The organism is Tsukamurella hominis, from assembly GCF_965137015.1.
GTDB lineage: Bacteria > Actinomycetota > Actinomycetes > Mycobacteriales > Mycobacteriaceae > Tsukamurella > Tsukamurella hominis.
Genome location: NZ_CBCRZG010000007.1, coordinates 22317 through 36693, shown reverse-complemented (window position 1 = coordinate 36693; position 14377 = coordinate 22317). Strand labels below are relative to the sequence as shown.

The following is a 14377-nucleotide window of genomic DNA, read 5'->3' as shown; positions in this document are numbered from 1 at the left end:
CCGCCCGACGGTGCGCGAACCCCCGGGAAGGCCTTGACCTCAACCATCGTCGAGGAAATACCGTCGAGGTATGGAGAGCTACACGGACGACCGCATCCTGGGACAACCGATCGGCTACTGGGCCAGCATGACCGGACGGTCCGCCGTCACGTTCATCCGCGCCACGCTCGAACGCCACGGGCTCACCCAGCCGCAGTGGTGGGCGCTGAACTACATCGCCGACCGCCCCGACGGCGTCGGCATGGACGAGGTGGTCGAGTACCACCGCGGCTTCGTCGACACCGACGACGCGCTGCGCCCCGACGTCGCCTGTCTGGTGGCGACGGGCCTGCTCGACGACGCCGGCGGCGCGCTCACCGTCAGCCCGGCCGGCCGGCGGCGGCGCGAGGAGACCTGGCCCGACATCCGTGCCGCCCTCGCGCAGATCCGCGCGGGCGTCTCCGACGAGGACTTCATCACCACGATCCGCACCCTGCAGCGGATGATCGACAACATCGGCGACCGCGCCTGGCACGCCTGAGTCAGTTCACCTTGCGCTCCAAGGCGTCCCAGAACGGGGCGCGGAGCACGAACTTCTGGATCTTGCCGGTGGCGGTCCGCGGGAGGGACTCGACGAAGTCGATCCGCTTGGGGCACTTGTAGCCGGCGAGGTGCTCGCGGGTGTGCGCGATGAGTTCCTCCGCGGACACCCCGTCGGCCACGACGATCGCCGTGACCAGCTCGCCCCACTTCTCGTCGGGGATGCCGATCACCGCGACCTCGCGCACCGCGGGGTGCAGCGCAAGCGCGTCCTCGACCTCGATCGACGTGACGTTCTCGCCACCCGAGATGATCACGTCCTTCTTCCGGTCGGCGATGGTGAGGTAGCCGTCCTCGAACGTCCCGCGGTCCCCGGTGTGGAACCAGTCGCCCTCGAGCGCCGCGGCGGTCTCGACCGGCTTGTTCCAGTACGCCGTGAGCGCGTGATTGGTCCGGGTGAGGATCTCGCCGTCCTCGTCGATCCGCAGCTCCACGCCGAGCGCGGGTGCGCCGGCGCGACCGAGCCTGCGAGCGACCTCCATCGGGTCGTCGCCCGCCCACTCGGCGCGCTCGCGGTTCACGGTGATCAGCGGCGACGTCTCGGTGAGGCCGTAGATCTGGATGAACTCCCAGCCCAGTTCGAAGCGCACCCGGTGGATCACCCGCGTGGGCGGCGGCGCGCCCGCGCAGATCACGCGGACGGTGCCCGCCCCCGGAATGGGGCCGTCCCACTCGGCGGCGGCGTCCAACGCCGCTGTCACCACGGCGGGCGCGGCGCACATGATCGTCACGCCCTGGTCTCGGACGCGGCGGAGGATCTCGGCACCGTCGACCTTGCGGAGGACCACGTGCCTGATCCCGACCCCCGTGGCGGCGAAGGGCATGCCCCAGCCGTTGGCGTGGAACATCGGCAGGGTGTGCAGCAGCACGTCGTTGTCCGTGAGGGCGACGTGCAGGCCGAAGACCGTGGCGTTGAGCCACAGGTTGCGGTGCGTGAGCTGCACGCCCTTGGGCCGGGCGGTGGTGCCGGAGGTGTAGTTGATGGTGGCGGTGGCGGTCTCGTCGCCGGCCCACGGCCTCGGCTCCGACGGTGCGCCCGCCGGCCCGAAGATCTGCTCGTCGTCGCGGCCGAGGACGAAGACGTGCTTCGCCGTGACGGTCTCCGCGAGGTGCTCGACCTCGGGGTCGAGCAGCAGCACCTCGGCGCCGGAGTCCTCCACGATGTACTCGACCTCCGCGGGCGCGAGCCGGAAGTTGACCGGGACGAGGATCCGGCCCCACCCGGAGACGCCGAAGAACGAGGTCAGCAGCCGCGCGGCGTTCTGGGAGACGATCGCGACGCGGCCGCCCACGGGGACGCCCAGCTCGTCGAGCCGCGCGGCCTGCCCGCGGGCCAGGGCAGCCATCTCGGCGTAGGACTTCTCGCCCCACGACGGTGCCGGCTGGTCCGGCTCGTCGACCATGCCGATGCGGTCGGGATAGACGATCTCGGCCCGGTTCAGGAAGTCGCGTACACCCAGATTGACGAACATGCCGTCAGGCTACGTGCGGGCCCGACGACGAGGGGTCAGAACGCGAAGGTGGTGTACCCGGTGGGGCGGGCGGCGACGATCTCGTCGATCGCGGCGAGATCCTCGATCGTCGGTTCCCACTCGGAGGCCGCGACGTTGGCGGCGATCTGCTCGGCGCGGCTGACTCCGGAGATCACTGATCCGACGGCGGGCTGCGCCGCGAGGCCGCCGATCGCGACGTCGAGCAGCGAGACGCCGCGGTCGTCCGCGAACGCCTGCAGGCCCTCGATGATGTCGAAGTCGGCGCCCTCGAGCCGGTGCTGCTCCTGCGCGAGGCGCGTCCCTTCGGGGGCGGCCTGGTCGCGCTTGTACTTGCCCGTGAGCAGGCCGTAGGCGAGGGGGAAGTAGGGCAACAGGCTCATGCCCAGGCTGTCGAGCGCGGGCACGAGCTCCGTCTCGGCGCTGCGGTTGTAGAGCGAGTACTCGTTCTGGGCGGTGATGAAGTGGGGCGTGCCCAGCGTCTCGGCCAGCCAGTCGGCGCCCACGACCTCCCAGGCGGTGAAGTTCGAGCAGCCGATGTAGCGGACCTTGCCGGACGCCACGAGGCCGGAGAGCGTCTCGAGGGTCTCCTCGAGCGGCGTGACCCGGTCGGGCGTGTGCAGCTGGTAGAGGTCGATGTAGTCGGTGCCGAGGCGCCGGAGGCTGCCCTCAACCGCCTTGTGGATGTAGTTGCGGCTCGCGCGGACGCCGTGGTCCTCGCCGTAGAGGCCCTGGGTGTCCATCCCGAACTTCGTCGCGACGACCACCTGGTCGCGGCGCGATCCGAGGGCCCGCCCGAGCAGTTCCTCGCTCGCGCCGGAGCCGTAGCTGTCGGCGGTGTCGAACAGGGTGATGCCGGCGTCGATGGCCGCGTTCACCACCTCGTCGGTGGCACGCTGGTCGATCCGGCGGCCGAAGGCGTTGCAGCCCACGCCGAGCGTCGAGACGATGAGGCCGCTGGTTCCGAGGGGTCGATAGCGCACGCCGTCCACGGTACGCAGTCCTCGCACGGCCGTTGCCGCCCCGTCATATCTCTGACTAGAGTCAGAGATATGACGGAGGACGTGGCGCAGGTACGACGGTTCAACCGGGCGGTCACGCAGCGGCTCGGCGTGCTGCAGGACCAGTACCTCGCGCGGGACCGGCCGCTGGGGCAGGCACGGCTGCTCTGGGAGATCGGCCGTTCCGACGGCGGCGTCGACATCCGGGACCTGCGCACCCGCCTCGATCTCGACTCGGGGTACCTCAGCCGCCTCCTGCGCGCACTCGAGGCGGACGGGCTGGTCACCGTCGCGCAGGACGACGGTGACGGCCGGGTCCGGACCGCGCGGGTCACCCCCGCGGGCGCGGCGGAGTACGCCGAGCTCGAATCCCGCTCCGAGGACGCCGCGCACGCGCTGCTCGATCCGCTCTCGGCCGGCCAGCGGGGGCGGCTCGTCGCGGCGATGGCCGAGGTGGAGCGGCTGCTCGTCGCCTCGCTGGTGCGGGTCGACGAGGCGGACGCGATGTCGGCGGCGGCGCGGTTCGCGGCCCGGGCGTACTACGCCGAGCTCGGCGAGCGGCTGCAGGACGGCTTCGATCCGGGCGTCGGCGGCGCGGTCCGGGACGCGGCGATCACGCCGCCCGCGGGGCTGCTGCTCGTCGCCACGCTGCGCGAGGAGACCGTCGGCTGCGGGGCCCTCGCCTTCCAGGACGGCGGCTTCGCCGAGGTCAAGCGGGTGTGGGCGGCGCCGTCGGTGCGCGGCCTCGGGCTCGGCCGGCGGATCATGGCCGACCTGGAGGACCGGGCGCGCGTCGCGGGCGTGCGGACCCTGCGGCTGGACACCAACAGCAACCTCACCGAGGCGATCGGGCTGTACCGGAAACTCGGATACCGCGAGGTCGAACGGTACAACGACAACCCGTACGCGCACCACTGGTTCGCCAAGGACCTGTGACGACGCACGGGGCGACCGCGATGGCCGTCCGGAAACCAGTCGATCACCGAGATTCAAATCCGCGGCGTCCCCCGGCGGGTGGCGCAATACCCGCTCGGTGAGCCGAAAGGCCAGGTGAGAGCTGCCGCTCGAGGTATCGGACCGGCGGATTGCGGCACCGGCGCCGATCCTTCGCCGAGGCACTTTTCCCGGCCGGCCCGGACTCGGCCGACCTGTTCCTATCGTTGCCGCATGCCAGCGACCGAACGCCCGATCCGCGCCGACTCCGCGCGCATCGTCGCCGACGTCCTGCGCCAGGCGATCCACGACGGCACGTACCGCGGGACCCTGCCCGGCGAGGACGACCTCGGCGCCCAGTTCTCCGTCTCCCGCGGCACGGTGCGCGAGGCCCTGTCGGTCCTGCGCGCCGAGGGGTGGATCCGCCGCGGCCCGCGCGTGGGCACCGAGGTGATCGCCCGGACCGTCGACCACGGGCTCGACAGCCTCCGCGGCCTGCGCGAGACCCTCGCCCTCCACGGCGAGGTGCGCAACCGGGTGCGGACCGCCACCCGGCTCGTACCGCCGCCGATCGTGGCGGAGAAGCTCGACATCCCGGCGGGCGAGGAGGCCGTGTACCTGGAGCGGCTGCGCTACCTGGACGACGAACCCATCAGCCTCGACCTCACCTACCTGGTCTCCGACGTCGGTGATCTGCTCCTGGAGCAGGACCTCGAGAACGAGGACGTCTTTCCGCTCATCGAGGCCGTCACGGGGCACCGCCTGGGTAGCAGCGACTTCAGCCTCAGCGCGGCCGCGGCCGACCCGCACACCGCGGCGAACCTGGAGATCGCCACCGGCTCCCCGCTCCTGCTCTACGAGCGCCTCACCGGACTCGACACCGGGCGCCCGGTGGACCTCGAGTACATCCGCATGCGATCCGACCGGATCACCCTGCGCGGCACCCTGCACCGCGACTGACCGCCCCCGACACGGAGGAGAACACCCATGGCACAGGTCGAACAGCGCGTCGACGTTCCCGTCACCATCGACGCCTCCCTCTGCATCGAGGGCTGCAACATCTGCATCGAGGCCTGCCCCCTCGACTCGCTCGCGCTCGACCCGAGCACCAACCGCGCCCACATGTACGTCGACGAGTGCTGGTACTGCGGGCCCTGCGCCGCGCGCTGCCCGACCGGCGCCGTCACCGTCAACATGCCCTACCTCCTGCGATAGCCCCGTCCCCAGCCCGGAGAACCCCGTCATGACACCCACCTTGCGCGCGATCGCCGTCGTCGCCGCCACCGCCGCCGCCCTCGCGTCCTGCTCCCTCGAGCCCGCGGCCGACGAGTCCACCCAGACCCTCGTGGTGGGCTACCAGTCCAAGACCATCAACACCGTGACCGCCGGAACCCTGCTGCGCGCCAAGGGCTTCCTCGAGAAGCGCCTCGCCGGGGTCGGGAAGTTCCGCGTGGACTGGCAGGACTTCGACACCGGCGCCCCGATCACGAGCGGGATGCTGGCGGGCAAGATCCAGATCGGCTCGATGGGCGACTACCCGTTGCTCATCAACGGATCCCGAGCGCAGTCGAGCCCCGACACCGAGACCGCGATGCTCTCGGTGACCGGGTCGAGCGCGCGGGGCGCCCTCAACTCGGTGGTGGTCTCCCCCGGCTCGCCGCTGCGCTCGCTGGCGGACCTGCGGGGCAAGCAGGTCTCCGCGTCGGTCGGCTCCGCCGGGCACGGCACCCTCGTCGCCGCGCTGAGCCGCGCGGGCATCGCCGTCGGCGACGTCACCGTCGTGAACCAGCAGCCGCAGGTCGGGGCGAGCGCGCTCGAATCCGGCCAGGTCCAGGCGCTGGCGCAGTTCGTCGCCTGGCCCGGACTCCTCGTTCGCCAGGGCAAGGCCCGCCTCCTCTACGACGGCGGCGAGCTGAACACGCCCACGCTGCACGGGGTCGTCGCCAACCGGAAGTACGCGGCGTCGCACCCGGACGTGGTGCGCGCCTTCCTCGAGGCGCAGCTCGACGCCACCGACTTCCAGCGCGAGCACCCCCTGCAGGCCGCGCAGGACGTCGCGCAGGCCAGCGGCCTCCCGGCCGAGGTCGTCTACCAGTACAACGGCCCGGGCGGCACAGACCCCAACCCGACGCTCGCCGCCCCGCTCCTCGGAGCGCTCAAGGGCGACATCGGGTACCTGCAGTCGATCGGCCAATTCGGCACACCGCTCGACGTCGACCGGTTCGTCGACCCGAAGCCCCTGGCCGCGGCGCAGGCGGCGCGCGGCGGGTTCCAGTACGACGCGGGCACTCCCGCGCCGAGGCCCACCGCGGAGATCTGGTTCGACGGCGCCGACGCCACCGAGGCGGTCCCCGACGCGACGGCGCTGATCCGCACGCTCGCCACGACCGACCGGAAGGTCCGCGCCGCGTACGTCTCCGACGCGCTGACCGGAACCCGCTGGTACGCCGACCACTCGCTGTGGCTGCGCGACGGCGCGACGCTCGTGCCCTTCGCCGGCCCCGACGCCCGTGACCGCTACCGCGCGGAGCACCCCGGCGCGGTCCCCGTCGAGTATCGCGCCCTCCTCGAGGAGGCCCGACGGTGACCGCCTTCGACTCGCTCCCCGCCGCGGCGCTCCGGCGGCCCGCCGCCGCTCCCGCCCGCCGCGCCGTGCTCCCGGCCTGGCCGGTGCGGGTGGCCGTCGTCGCCGCGGCGATCGGCGTCTGGCAACTGCTCACCACGCAGCACGTGGCGCTCGGCTGGATCCGGTTCGACACGCTCCCGTCGGCGATCGCCGTCGCCGAGCGGTTCGCGCAGTCGGTCCGCACCGGCGAGTACTGGCTGGACCTCGCCCAGTCCCTGATCCGGATCGGCACCGGCTTCGCGGTCGCCGCGGCGCTCGGGATCGCCGCGGGCGTCGCGCTGGGCCGCTCCCGCGCCGCCGAGCTGACCTTCGGCACCCTCATCGAGCTCGTCCGGCCCATCCCCGCGATCGCCCTGGTCCCGGTGATGATCCTGCTGCTCCCGTCGTCCGAGGCGGGCATGGTCGCGATCACCGCGACGGCCGCGTTCTTCCCCATCGCGGTGAGCGTGCGGCACGCCGTCCGCGCCCTGCCGACCGTGTGGGAGGACTCCGTTCGCACCCAGGGCGGCGGCGACCTCGCGGTGCTGTGGCGGGTCGTGCTCCCCGGCTCGCTGCCCGGCGTCTTCTCCGGGCTCTCGGTCGGCGTGGGCGTCGCGTGGATCTGCCTCGTCTCCGCCGAGATGATCTCCGGGCGCCTCGGCGTCGGCTACCGCACGTGGCAGTCGTACACGCTCGTCGACTACCCCGCGGTCTTCGTCGGCATGCTGACGATCGGCGTGCTCGGCTTCCTCACCTCCGCCGTCATCGAGCTGGCCGGCCGCCGGGTCACCCGCTGGCTGCCGCGGGGCGACCGATGAGCGCCCCGGCGGTCAGCCCGCCCGCACAGCGCGACGGGCTGCGCCTGAGGCTCGACGCCGTCGACCTCGGCTACCGCGGCGCGACCGCCGTGCGCGCGCTCGACCTCACCGTCGAGCCCGGCGAACGCCTGGTCCTGACGGGCCCGTCGGGCTGCGGCAAGTCGACGGTGCTGCGCGCGCTCGCCGGTTTGCTCCGCGCCGACGCCGGCGTCGTCCTCGCCGACGGTGCCCCCGTGACCGGCCCGGATCGCGACCGCGCCATGGTCTTCCAGGAGGATGCCCTGCTGCCGTGGCGCACCGTCGAGAACAACGTGCGGCTCGCGCTCGCGCTGCGGGGCGTGGCGCGGCACCGTCGCGCCGACGAGGCCCGGCGGTGGCTCGCCGAGGTCGGGCTGACCGCCTACGCGAAGCACCTGCCCCGCGAGCTGTCCGGCGGCATGCGGCAACGGGTCCAGCTCGCCCGCGGCCTGGCCGGCGCGCCCCGCGCCGTGCTCATGGACGAGCCCTTCGGCGCCCTCGACGCGCAGACCCGCGGCGACATGCAGCGGCTGCTGCTGCGCACCCTCGACGCGCACCCCGCCACCGTCGTCTTCGTCACCCACGACGTGGACGAGGCGATCCTGCTCGGCGACCGCATCGTCGTCCTCGGCCGCCGCGGCGAAACCGTCCGCGCGTCCTTCGACGTGCGCCGCGCACCGTCGGCCTCCGCCCTGCGCGCGGGCGTCGTCGACGCCCTCACCGACCGCTGACCAGTATCAGGAGTTCCATGGACATCCCCGAGATCGCCGACCGCACCCGCCTGGACTGCGACGTGCTCGTGATCGGCGGCGGGACCGCCGGCACGATGGCGGCACTCACCGCGGCCGAGGCCGGCGCCGACGTGCTGCTGCTCGACAAGTCGCACGTGCGGCACTCCGGCGCGCTGGCGATGGGCATGGACGGCGTGAACAACGCCGTCATTCCCGGCAAGGCCGAGCCCGAGGACTACGTCGCCGAGATCACCCGCGCCAACGACGGCATCGTCAACCAGAGCACCGTCTACCAGACGGCGACCCGCGGCTTCGCGATGATCCAGCGCCTCGAGCGGTACGGCGTGAAGTTCGAGAAGGACGAGTACGGCGAGTACGCCGTCCGCCGCGTGCACCGCTCCGGCTCGTACGTGCTGCCGATGCCCGAGGGCAAGGACGTGAAGAAGGCGCTGTACCGGGTGCTGCGGCAGAAGAAGATGCGCGAGCGCATCCGGATCGAGAACCGCGTGATGCCGGTGCGGGTGCTGACCACCGGCAGCGGGACCGAGCGGCGGGCCGTGGGCGCGGTCGCCTTCAACACGCGGACGGGTGAATTCGTCGAGATCCGTGCCGGCGCCGTGGTGCTGGCGACGGGGCCGTGCGGCCGGCTGGGCCTGCCCGCGTCGGGCTACCTCTACGGCACCTACGAGAACCCGGCGAACGCCGGCGACGGCTACGCGATGGCGCTCCACGCGGGCGCCGAGCTCAGCGGCATCGAGTGCTTCCAGATCAACCCGCTGATCAAGGACTACAACGGGCCCGCGTGCGCGTACGTGGCGAACCCGTTCGGCGGCTACCAGGTGAACGCCCGGGGCGAGCGCTTCGTGGATTCGGACTACTGGTCCGGGCAGATGATCGCCGAGGTGAAGTCCGAGATCGACTCCGCCCGGGGGCCGATCTACCTCAAGGTCTCGCACCTGCCGGAGGAGACGCTCGGCGAGCTGGAGTCGATCCTGCACACCACCGAGCGACCGACGCGCGGCACCTTCCACGCCAACCGCGGCCACGACTACCGCACGCACGACATCGAGATGCACGTCTCCGAGATCGGGCTGTGCGGTGGGCATTCCGCGTCCGGCGTGTGGGTCGACGAGAACGCCCGTACCACCGTGCCGGGGCTGTACGCGGCGGGCGACCTGGCGTGCGTCCCGCACAACTACATGATCGGCGCCTTCGTCTTCGGCGAGCTCGCCGGGGCGGACGCGGTGCGGCATGCGCGCACGACGACACCCGTGGCGGACGGCCTGGAGTCGCAGGTCGCCGCCGCGCACGAGCTGATCTACGGCCCGGCGCGCAGGCCCGACGGTCCGCCACAGCCCCAGGTCGAGTACAAGCTGCGCCGCTTCGTCAACGACTACATCGCACCGCCCAAGACGGCGCCGAAGCTGACCATCGCGATCGAGACCTTCGAGCGGATGCGCGGCGAGGTGGACGGCCTCGGCGCGCGGACGCCGCACGAGCTGATGCGCTGTGTGGAGGTCTCGTTCATCCGGGACTGCGCGGAGATGGCGGCGAAGGCGTCGCTGGCGCGCACCGAATCCCGGTGGGGGCTCTACCACGACCGCCCGGACCTGCCGGAGCGCGACGACGAGCGGTGGGGCCGGCACCTGAACCTGCGGTTGGGCGCCGACGGCGAGATGGAGTTCCTGACCCGCCCGGTGGCGCCGTACGTGGTGGCGGTGGACGAGTTCGACCACATCCCGGGGTCATCGGCCTCCGTCGAGGTGCTGGGGCCGCTGGCGGTGGCGCCGATCGGTGCGATCCCCGCCGCGGCCGAACGGCCGGCCTCGGTGCCCGCGGTGTCGCCACGGCTGCGCGAACTGCTCGTGTTGGACGGCCCCTCCGTCGCGGAACTCTCTCCGTTCCTGTCCGATCCGGACACGACGGTGCGGCGCAGCGCGGTGTCCTTCCTCGTCGAGGGCGCGCCCGACGGCTTCCTCGCTCCCCTCGTCGCCGCGCTCGGCGACGCGGACGCCGCGGTCCGGCGTACGGCCGCCGCGGGTCTGATCGAGCTGGTGGAGGTGCTGCCGTCGGCGGATGGGCTCGTCGAGTTCCTCGGCTCGGCGGACGCCGTGGTGCGGGCGGCCGTCGGCAACCTCCTGCGCTCGCTCAAGGCCGGGACGGCGGAGCAGTTCGCCGCCCTGCTCGGCGACGGCGACCATCGCGTGCGCGTGGTGGGCGTGAGCGGGCTGGTCTCCCACGACGATTGGGCCGCGCTGGCGCCCGCGACCGACGACGCCAACCGGGAGGTGCGGATCGCCGTGGCCGCGGGCCTGGCGACCGTGGGTCGCGGCGGTGTCGATGCGGTGCGCGGCCTCGCCGGTGACCACGACCCGCTGGTCCGGGCCGCGGCTTTCGAGGCCCTGGGCGTGCTCGGCGATGCCACTGACCTCGACCTGCTCGGTGCCGGCCTCGCCGATCGGGCGTGGCAGGTGCGGCAGGGGGCGGCGCGGGGCGCCGTCGCGCTGGGACCCGACGGTGCCGTCGCGGCGCTCGAGTCCGCCCTCGGCGACCCGCACCTCGATGTGCGGAAGGCGGCCGTGCTGACGCTGCGGACGTGGCCGGAGGTGCCGGCGGTCGCCGCCGCGCTCACCGCCGCGCTGGAGGACTCCGACGCCGACGTCCGCGCGCACGCGCGGCTGGCGCTCGCGGCAGTGTGACGCGCGCTCAGCCCGCAGAGGGGTGCGCGGTCACCGGCAGGCCGATCTCCAGCATGCGGACGATCGACGGCGGGGTGAGCAGGCGAAGTTCACCCGCCGGTGCGGCCGGGGTGTAGCCCTGGAAGCTCCAGCGCAGCCAGGCGCCGTGCCGGCGGAGGAAGGCGTGCGTGCCGTCGGCGACCACGGCACCGTCGGGCGGCGGCGCGGTGACGGGCTCGTTCCCGGTCCGGCGCTCGGCGCGCAGCGCCCGGTCCATCGCCTTCGGCGTGTTCTCGACGTCGGGGTTCGCGAGGGCCCAGAGCCGCTTGAACGCGCGGTAGTCGGCGTTGCGGCACTCGCCGCACGGGCGGTGCCCGGCGGCATAGGCGGTGGCCTCGTCGAAGAGGAAGAGCTGGGTGTACTTGCGGGGCTCGGGGGCTCGCGGCGAGCGGTAGCGGCCGTTGAAGTCGAGCCGGCACGCGATCCACATGGCGTTCGCGTGCTCGCGGACGATGGTGCCGGTCTCGTCGTGCAGGATCCCGCGGTTGCCCAGGAAAGCACCGCGGGCCGGATCGGCGACGATCCGGCCCCACGGGTCGATCCTGTTGCGCAGCGGCATCGCCGGCGGTTTCTAGACGGTGAAGCCCAGGGCGCGCAGCTGCTCGCGGCCGTCGTCGGTGATCTTGTCCGGGCCCCACGGGGGCATCCAGACCCAGTTGATCTTGGCGTCGGTGGCTAGGCCGGACGAGACCAGCGCGGCGCGGGTCTGGTCCTCGATGACGTCGGTCAGCGGGCAGGCCGCCGAGGTCAGGGTCATGTCGATGGTGACCGCGGCGTCGTCGTCGACCCGCAGGTCGTAGACGAGGCCCAGGTCGACCACGTTGATGCCCAGCTCGGGGTCGACCACGTCACGCATGGCCTCCTCGACGTCGAACAGGGTGGGCAGGTTCAGCGGGTTGTCGCCGGCCTGCGCCGGGTCGGCCGCGGTGCCGGCGGCCTCAGCAGTGTTCTCGCTCATGCCGTCTTCTCCTCCGAGTCGATGATCTGGGACAGCGCGTCCTTGAACGCCATCCAGCCGAGCAGTGCGCACTTGACGCGCGCGGGGTACTTCGAGACGCCGGCGAAGGCGATGCCGTCGCCGATGAGGTCCTCGTCGCCCTCGATCTGGCCCCGGGACTGCAGCATCTCCGTGTAGGACTGCAGCATCTTCAGCGCCTCGCCGACGGGCTCGCCGATCACCTGGTCGGTGAGGACCGAGGTGGAGGCCTGCGAGATCGAGCAGCCCTGGCCGTCGTAGGAGACGTCGACGACAGCCTCGTGATCGTCGGACAGGTGCACCCGCAGGGTCACCTCGTCGCCGCAGGTGGGGTTGACGTGGTGGACCTCGGCCTCGAAGGGCTCACGCAGCCCGCGGCCGTGCGGGTGCTTGTAGTGGTCCAGGATCACGTCCTGGTACATCTGCTCCATGCGCATCAGATCACCCCGAAGAACTTCTGGGCCTTGACGATCGCGTCGGCCAACACGTCCACCTCGGCGGGCGTGTTGTAGACGCCGAAGGACGCGCGGGCCGTGGCGGCCACGCCGAACCGGCGGTGCAGCGGCCACGCGCAGTGGTGGCCGACGCGGATGGCGACGCCCTCGTCGTCGAGCACCTGCCCGAGATCGTGCGCGTGGATGCCGTCGACCACGAAGGAGACGGCGCTCCCCCGGTCCCGGTTCTCGGTCGGGCCGACGATCCGCAGCCCCTCGATGGCGTCGAGGCGATCGAGCGCGGCGCCCACGAGCGCGTGCTCGTGCGCGGCGACGTCGGCCATGCCGAGGCCGCCGAGGTACTTCACGGCGGCACCGAGGCCCACGACCTGCGAGGTCATCGGCACGCCCGCCTCGAAGCGCTGCGGCGGCGCGGCGTAGGTCGAGCCCTCCATGGTGACGGTCTCGATCATCGAGCCGCCGGTGATGAAGGGCGGCAGCTGCGCGAGCAGCTCGCGCTTGCCGTAGAGCACGCCGACGCCGGACGGGCCGTACATCTTGTGGCCCGAGAAGGCCGCGAAGTCCACGTCGAGGTCCGCGAAGTCGACGGGGCTGTGCGGCACCGACTGGCACGCGTCGAGCACCACGAGGGCGCCGACGGCGCGGGCGCGCGCCACGAGCTCCGGCACCGGCGCGATCGCGCCGGTCACGTTGGAGGCGTGCGTGAACGCGACGATCTTCACCGACTCGTCGAGTTCCAGCGAGTCCAGGTCGATGCGACCCTCGTCGGTGACGCCGTACCACTTGAGCGTGGCGCCGGTGCGGCGGCACAGCTCCTGCCAGGGCACGAGGTTCGCGTGGTGCTCCAGCTCGGTGACGACGACGGTGTCGCCCTCGCGCAGGCGGTGCCCACCGAGGACGGCGGCCGAGCGGTCGTCACCCAGCGTGTACGCCACCAGGTTCAGCGACTCGGTCGCGTTCTTGGTGAACACCAGCTCGTCCGGCGAGACCCGCACGAACTCCGCGATCGCGGCGCGCGCGTCCTCGTAGGCGTCGGTGGCCTCCTCCGCCAGCTGGTGCGCGCCGCGGTGCACGGCGGCGTTGTGCGTGGTGAGGAACTCCCACTCGGCGTCGAGCACCGGGCGCGGGCGCTGCGAGGTGGCGCCGGAATCCAGGTAGACCAGCGGTTTCTCGTCGCGGACCGTGCGGGCAAGGATCGGGAAGTCGGCGCGGATCGCGTCGATGTCCAGGGCGGACTTCACCGAGGCGGTCATGCTCCGACGGCCTCGGTGAACTTCACGTAGCCGTTCTCCTCCAGCTCGTCGGCCAGCTCGGAGCCGCCCGACTCCACGATCCGGCCGTTCACGAAGACGTGGACGAACTCGGGGTGGATGTACCGCAGGATGCGGGTGTAGTGCGTGATGAGCAGGACGCCGCCGTGCTCGCGCTCGGCGTAGCGGTTCACGCCCTCGGAGACGACGCGCAGGGCGTCGACGTCGAGACCGGAGTCGGTCTCGTCGAGGATGGCGAACTTCGGCTTGAGCAGGCCCAGCTGCAGGATCTCGTGGCGCTTCTTCTCGCCGCCCGAGAAGCCCTCGTTGACCGAGCGCTCGCCGAACTGCGCGTCGATGGACAGCTCGCCCATCGCCTCCTTGACCTCCTTGACCCAGTGCCGCAGCTTGGGGGCCTCGCCGCGGACCGCGGTGGCGGCCGAGCGGAGGAAGTTCGACATGGAGACGCCGGGCACCTCGACGGGGTACTGCATAGCCAGGAACAGGCCGGCGCGGGCGCGCTCGTCGACGGTCATCGCGAGGACGTCCTCGCCGTCGAGGGTGATGGAGCCCTTGGTCACCTCGTACTTCGGGTGGCCGGCGATGGCGTAGCTCAGCGTGGACTTGCCGGAGCCGTTGGGGCCCATGATCGCGTGGGTCTCGCCCGAGTTGATCGTCAGGTCGACGCCCTTGAGGATCTGGATCGGCTCGGCGTTCTCGTCCGCCTGCACGACGTTGACGTGCAGATCACGGATTTCCAGAGTGGACACAATGATTCCCTAT

At 72.2% G+C, this 14377-nt stretch carries 15 protein-coding genes; 8 read left to right on the top strand and 7 right to left on the bottom strand.

Features of this window, described 5'->3' with window-relative positions:
• Positions 1-70: 70 nt before the first annotated feature.
• Entirely contained in the window at positions 71-520 is a 450-nt protein-coding gene (locus ACM9LD_RS11335; protein WP_415676760.1) for a hypothetical protein, read from the top strand.
• A gap of 1 nt (position 521) precedes the next feature.
• Here ACM9LD_RS11335 and ACM9LD_RS11330 read toward each other — a convergent pair whose 3' ends face one another.
• Positions 522-2051: an AMP-binding protein gene (locus tag ACM9LD_RS11330; protein ID WP_415676759.1), complete on the bottom strand. Its 1530-nt coding sequence runs from the start codon at positions 2049-2051 to the stop codon at positions 522-524.
• Between the two features lie 35 nt (positions 2052-2086).
• On the bottom strand, positions 2087-3052 hold the full coding sequence (locus tag ACM9LD_RS11325; protein ID WP_415676758.1) for an aldo/keto reductase: 966 nt from the start codon (positions 3050-3052) through the stop codon (positions 2087-2089).
• A 69-nt stretch (positions 3053-3121) separates the two neighbouring features.
• Here ACM9LD_RS11325 and ACM9LD_RS11320 point away from each other — a divergent pair, with 69 nt between their 5' ends.
• The 7 genes from ACM9LD_RS11320 (at position 3122) to ACM9LD_RS11290 (ending at position 10874) form a co-directional block, all read left to right on the top strand.
• Positions 3122-4006: a bifunctional helix-turn-helix transcriptional regulator/GNAT family N-acetyltransferase gene (locus tag ACM9LD_RS11320; protein WP_415676757.1), complete on the top strand. Its 885-nt coding sequence runs from the start codon at positions 3122-3124 to the stop codon at positions 4004-4006.
• A 231-nt stretch (positions 4007-4237) separates the two neighbouring features.
• Positions 4238-4963 (top strand): GntR family transcriptional regulator, encoded by a 726-nt coding sequence (locus ACM9LD_RS11315; RefSeq protein WP_415676756.1) that lies wholly within the window; start codon positions 4238-4240, stop codon positions 4961-4963.
• 27 nt (positions 4964-4990) lie between these two features.
• Positions 4991-5218 (top strand): 4Fe-4S dicluster domain-containing protein, encoded by a 228-nt coding sequence (locus ACM9LD_RS11310; RefSeq protein ID WP_068520690.1) that lies wholly within the window; start codon positions 4991-4993, stop codon positions 5216-5218.
• 28 nt (positions 5219-5246) lie between these two features.
• Positions 5247-6590 carry an ABC transporter substrate-binding protein gene (locus ACM9LD_RS11305; RefSeq protein ID WP_415676755.1) on the top strand — a complete coding sequence of 448 codons (1344 nt, stop codon included), beginning with the start codon at positions 5247-5249 and terminating at the stop codon, positions 6588-6590.
• Positions 6587-7426, top strand: coding sequence for an ABC transporter permease (locus ACM9LD_RS11300; protein WP_415676754.1), 840 nt, complete (start codon positions 6587-6589; stop codon positions 7424-7426). The genes ACM9LD_RS11305 and ACM9LD_RS11300 overlap by 4 nt, the downstream gene beginning before the upstream one ends.
• Positions 7423-8175: an ABC transporter ATP-binding protein gene (locus tag ACM9LD_RS11295; RefSeq protein ID WP_415676753.1), complete on the top strand. Its 753-nt coding sequence runs from the start codon at positions 7423-7425 to the stop codon at positions 8173-8175. Before ACM9LD_RS11300 ends, ACM9LD_RS11295 begins: the two co-directional genes overlap by 4 nt.
• 17 nt (positions 8176-8192) lie before the next feature.
• Positions 8193-10874 carry a fumarate reductase/succinate dehydrogenase flavoprotein subunit gene (locus ACM9LD_RS11290; protein ID WP_415676752.1) on the top strand — a complete coding sequence of 894 codons (2682 nt, stop codon included), beginning with the start codon at positions 8193-8195 and terminating at the stop codon, positions 10872-10874.
• Positions 10875-10881: 7 nt separating this feature from the next.
• On the opposite strand, the gene ACM9LD_RS11285 is transcribed toward ACM9LD_RS11290, so the two are convergent.
• The 5 genes from ACM9LD_RS11285 to sufC are packed head-to-tail and all read right to left on the bottom strand — an operon-like array spanning position 10882 to position 14364.
• Positions 10882-11472, bottom strand: a complete 591-nt coding sequence (locus tag ACM9LD_RS11285; protein ID WP_415676751.1) for a hypothetical protein — start codon at positions 11470-11472, stop codon at positions 10882-10884.
• Between the two features lie 12 nt (positions 11473-11484).
• Entirely contained in the window at positions 11485-11871 is a 387-nt protein-coding gene (locus tag ACM9LD_RS11280; RefSeq protein ID WP_224648620.1) for a metal-sulfur cluster assembly factor, read from the bottom strand.
• Positions 11868-12326, bottom strand: a complete 459-nt coding sequence (gene sufU / locus ACM9LD_RS11275; RefSeq protein ID WP_415676750.1) for a Fe-S cluster assembly sulfur transfer protein SufU — start codon at positions 12324-12326, stop codon at positions 11868-11870. Before sufU ends, ACM9LD_RS11280 begins: the two co-directional genes overlap by 4 nt.
• Positions 12326-13597 carry a cysteine desulfurase gene (locus tag ACM9LD_RS11270; RefSeq protein WP_415676749.1) on the bottom strand — a complete coding sequence of 424 codons (1272 nt, stop codon included), beginning with the start codon at positions 13595-13597 and terminating at the stop codon, positions 12326-12328. Before ACM9LD_RS11270 ends, sufU begins: the two co-directional genes overlap by 1 nt.
• The gene (gene sufC / locus ACM9LD_RS11265; RefSeq protein ID WP_224648627.1) at positions 13594-14364 is read right to left on the bottom strand and encodes a Fe-S cluster assembly ATPase SufC; all 771 of its coding nucleotides are present in this window, start codon (positions 14362-14364) and stop codon (positions 13594-13596) included. Before sufC ends, ACM9LD_RS11270 begins: the two co-directional genes overlap by 4 nt.
• Positions 14365-14377: the final 13 nt, after the last annotated feature.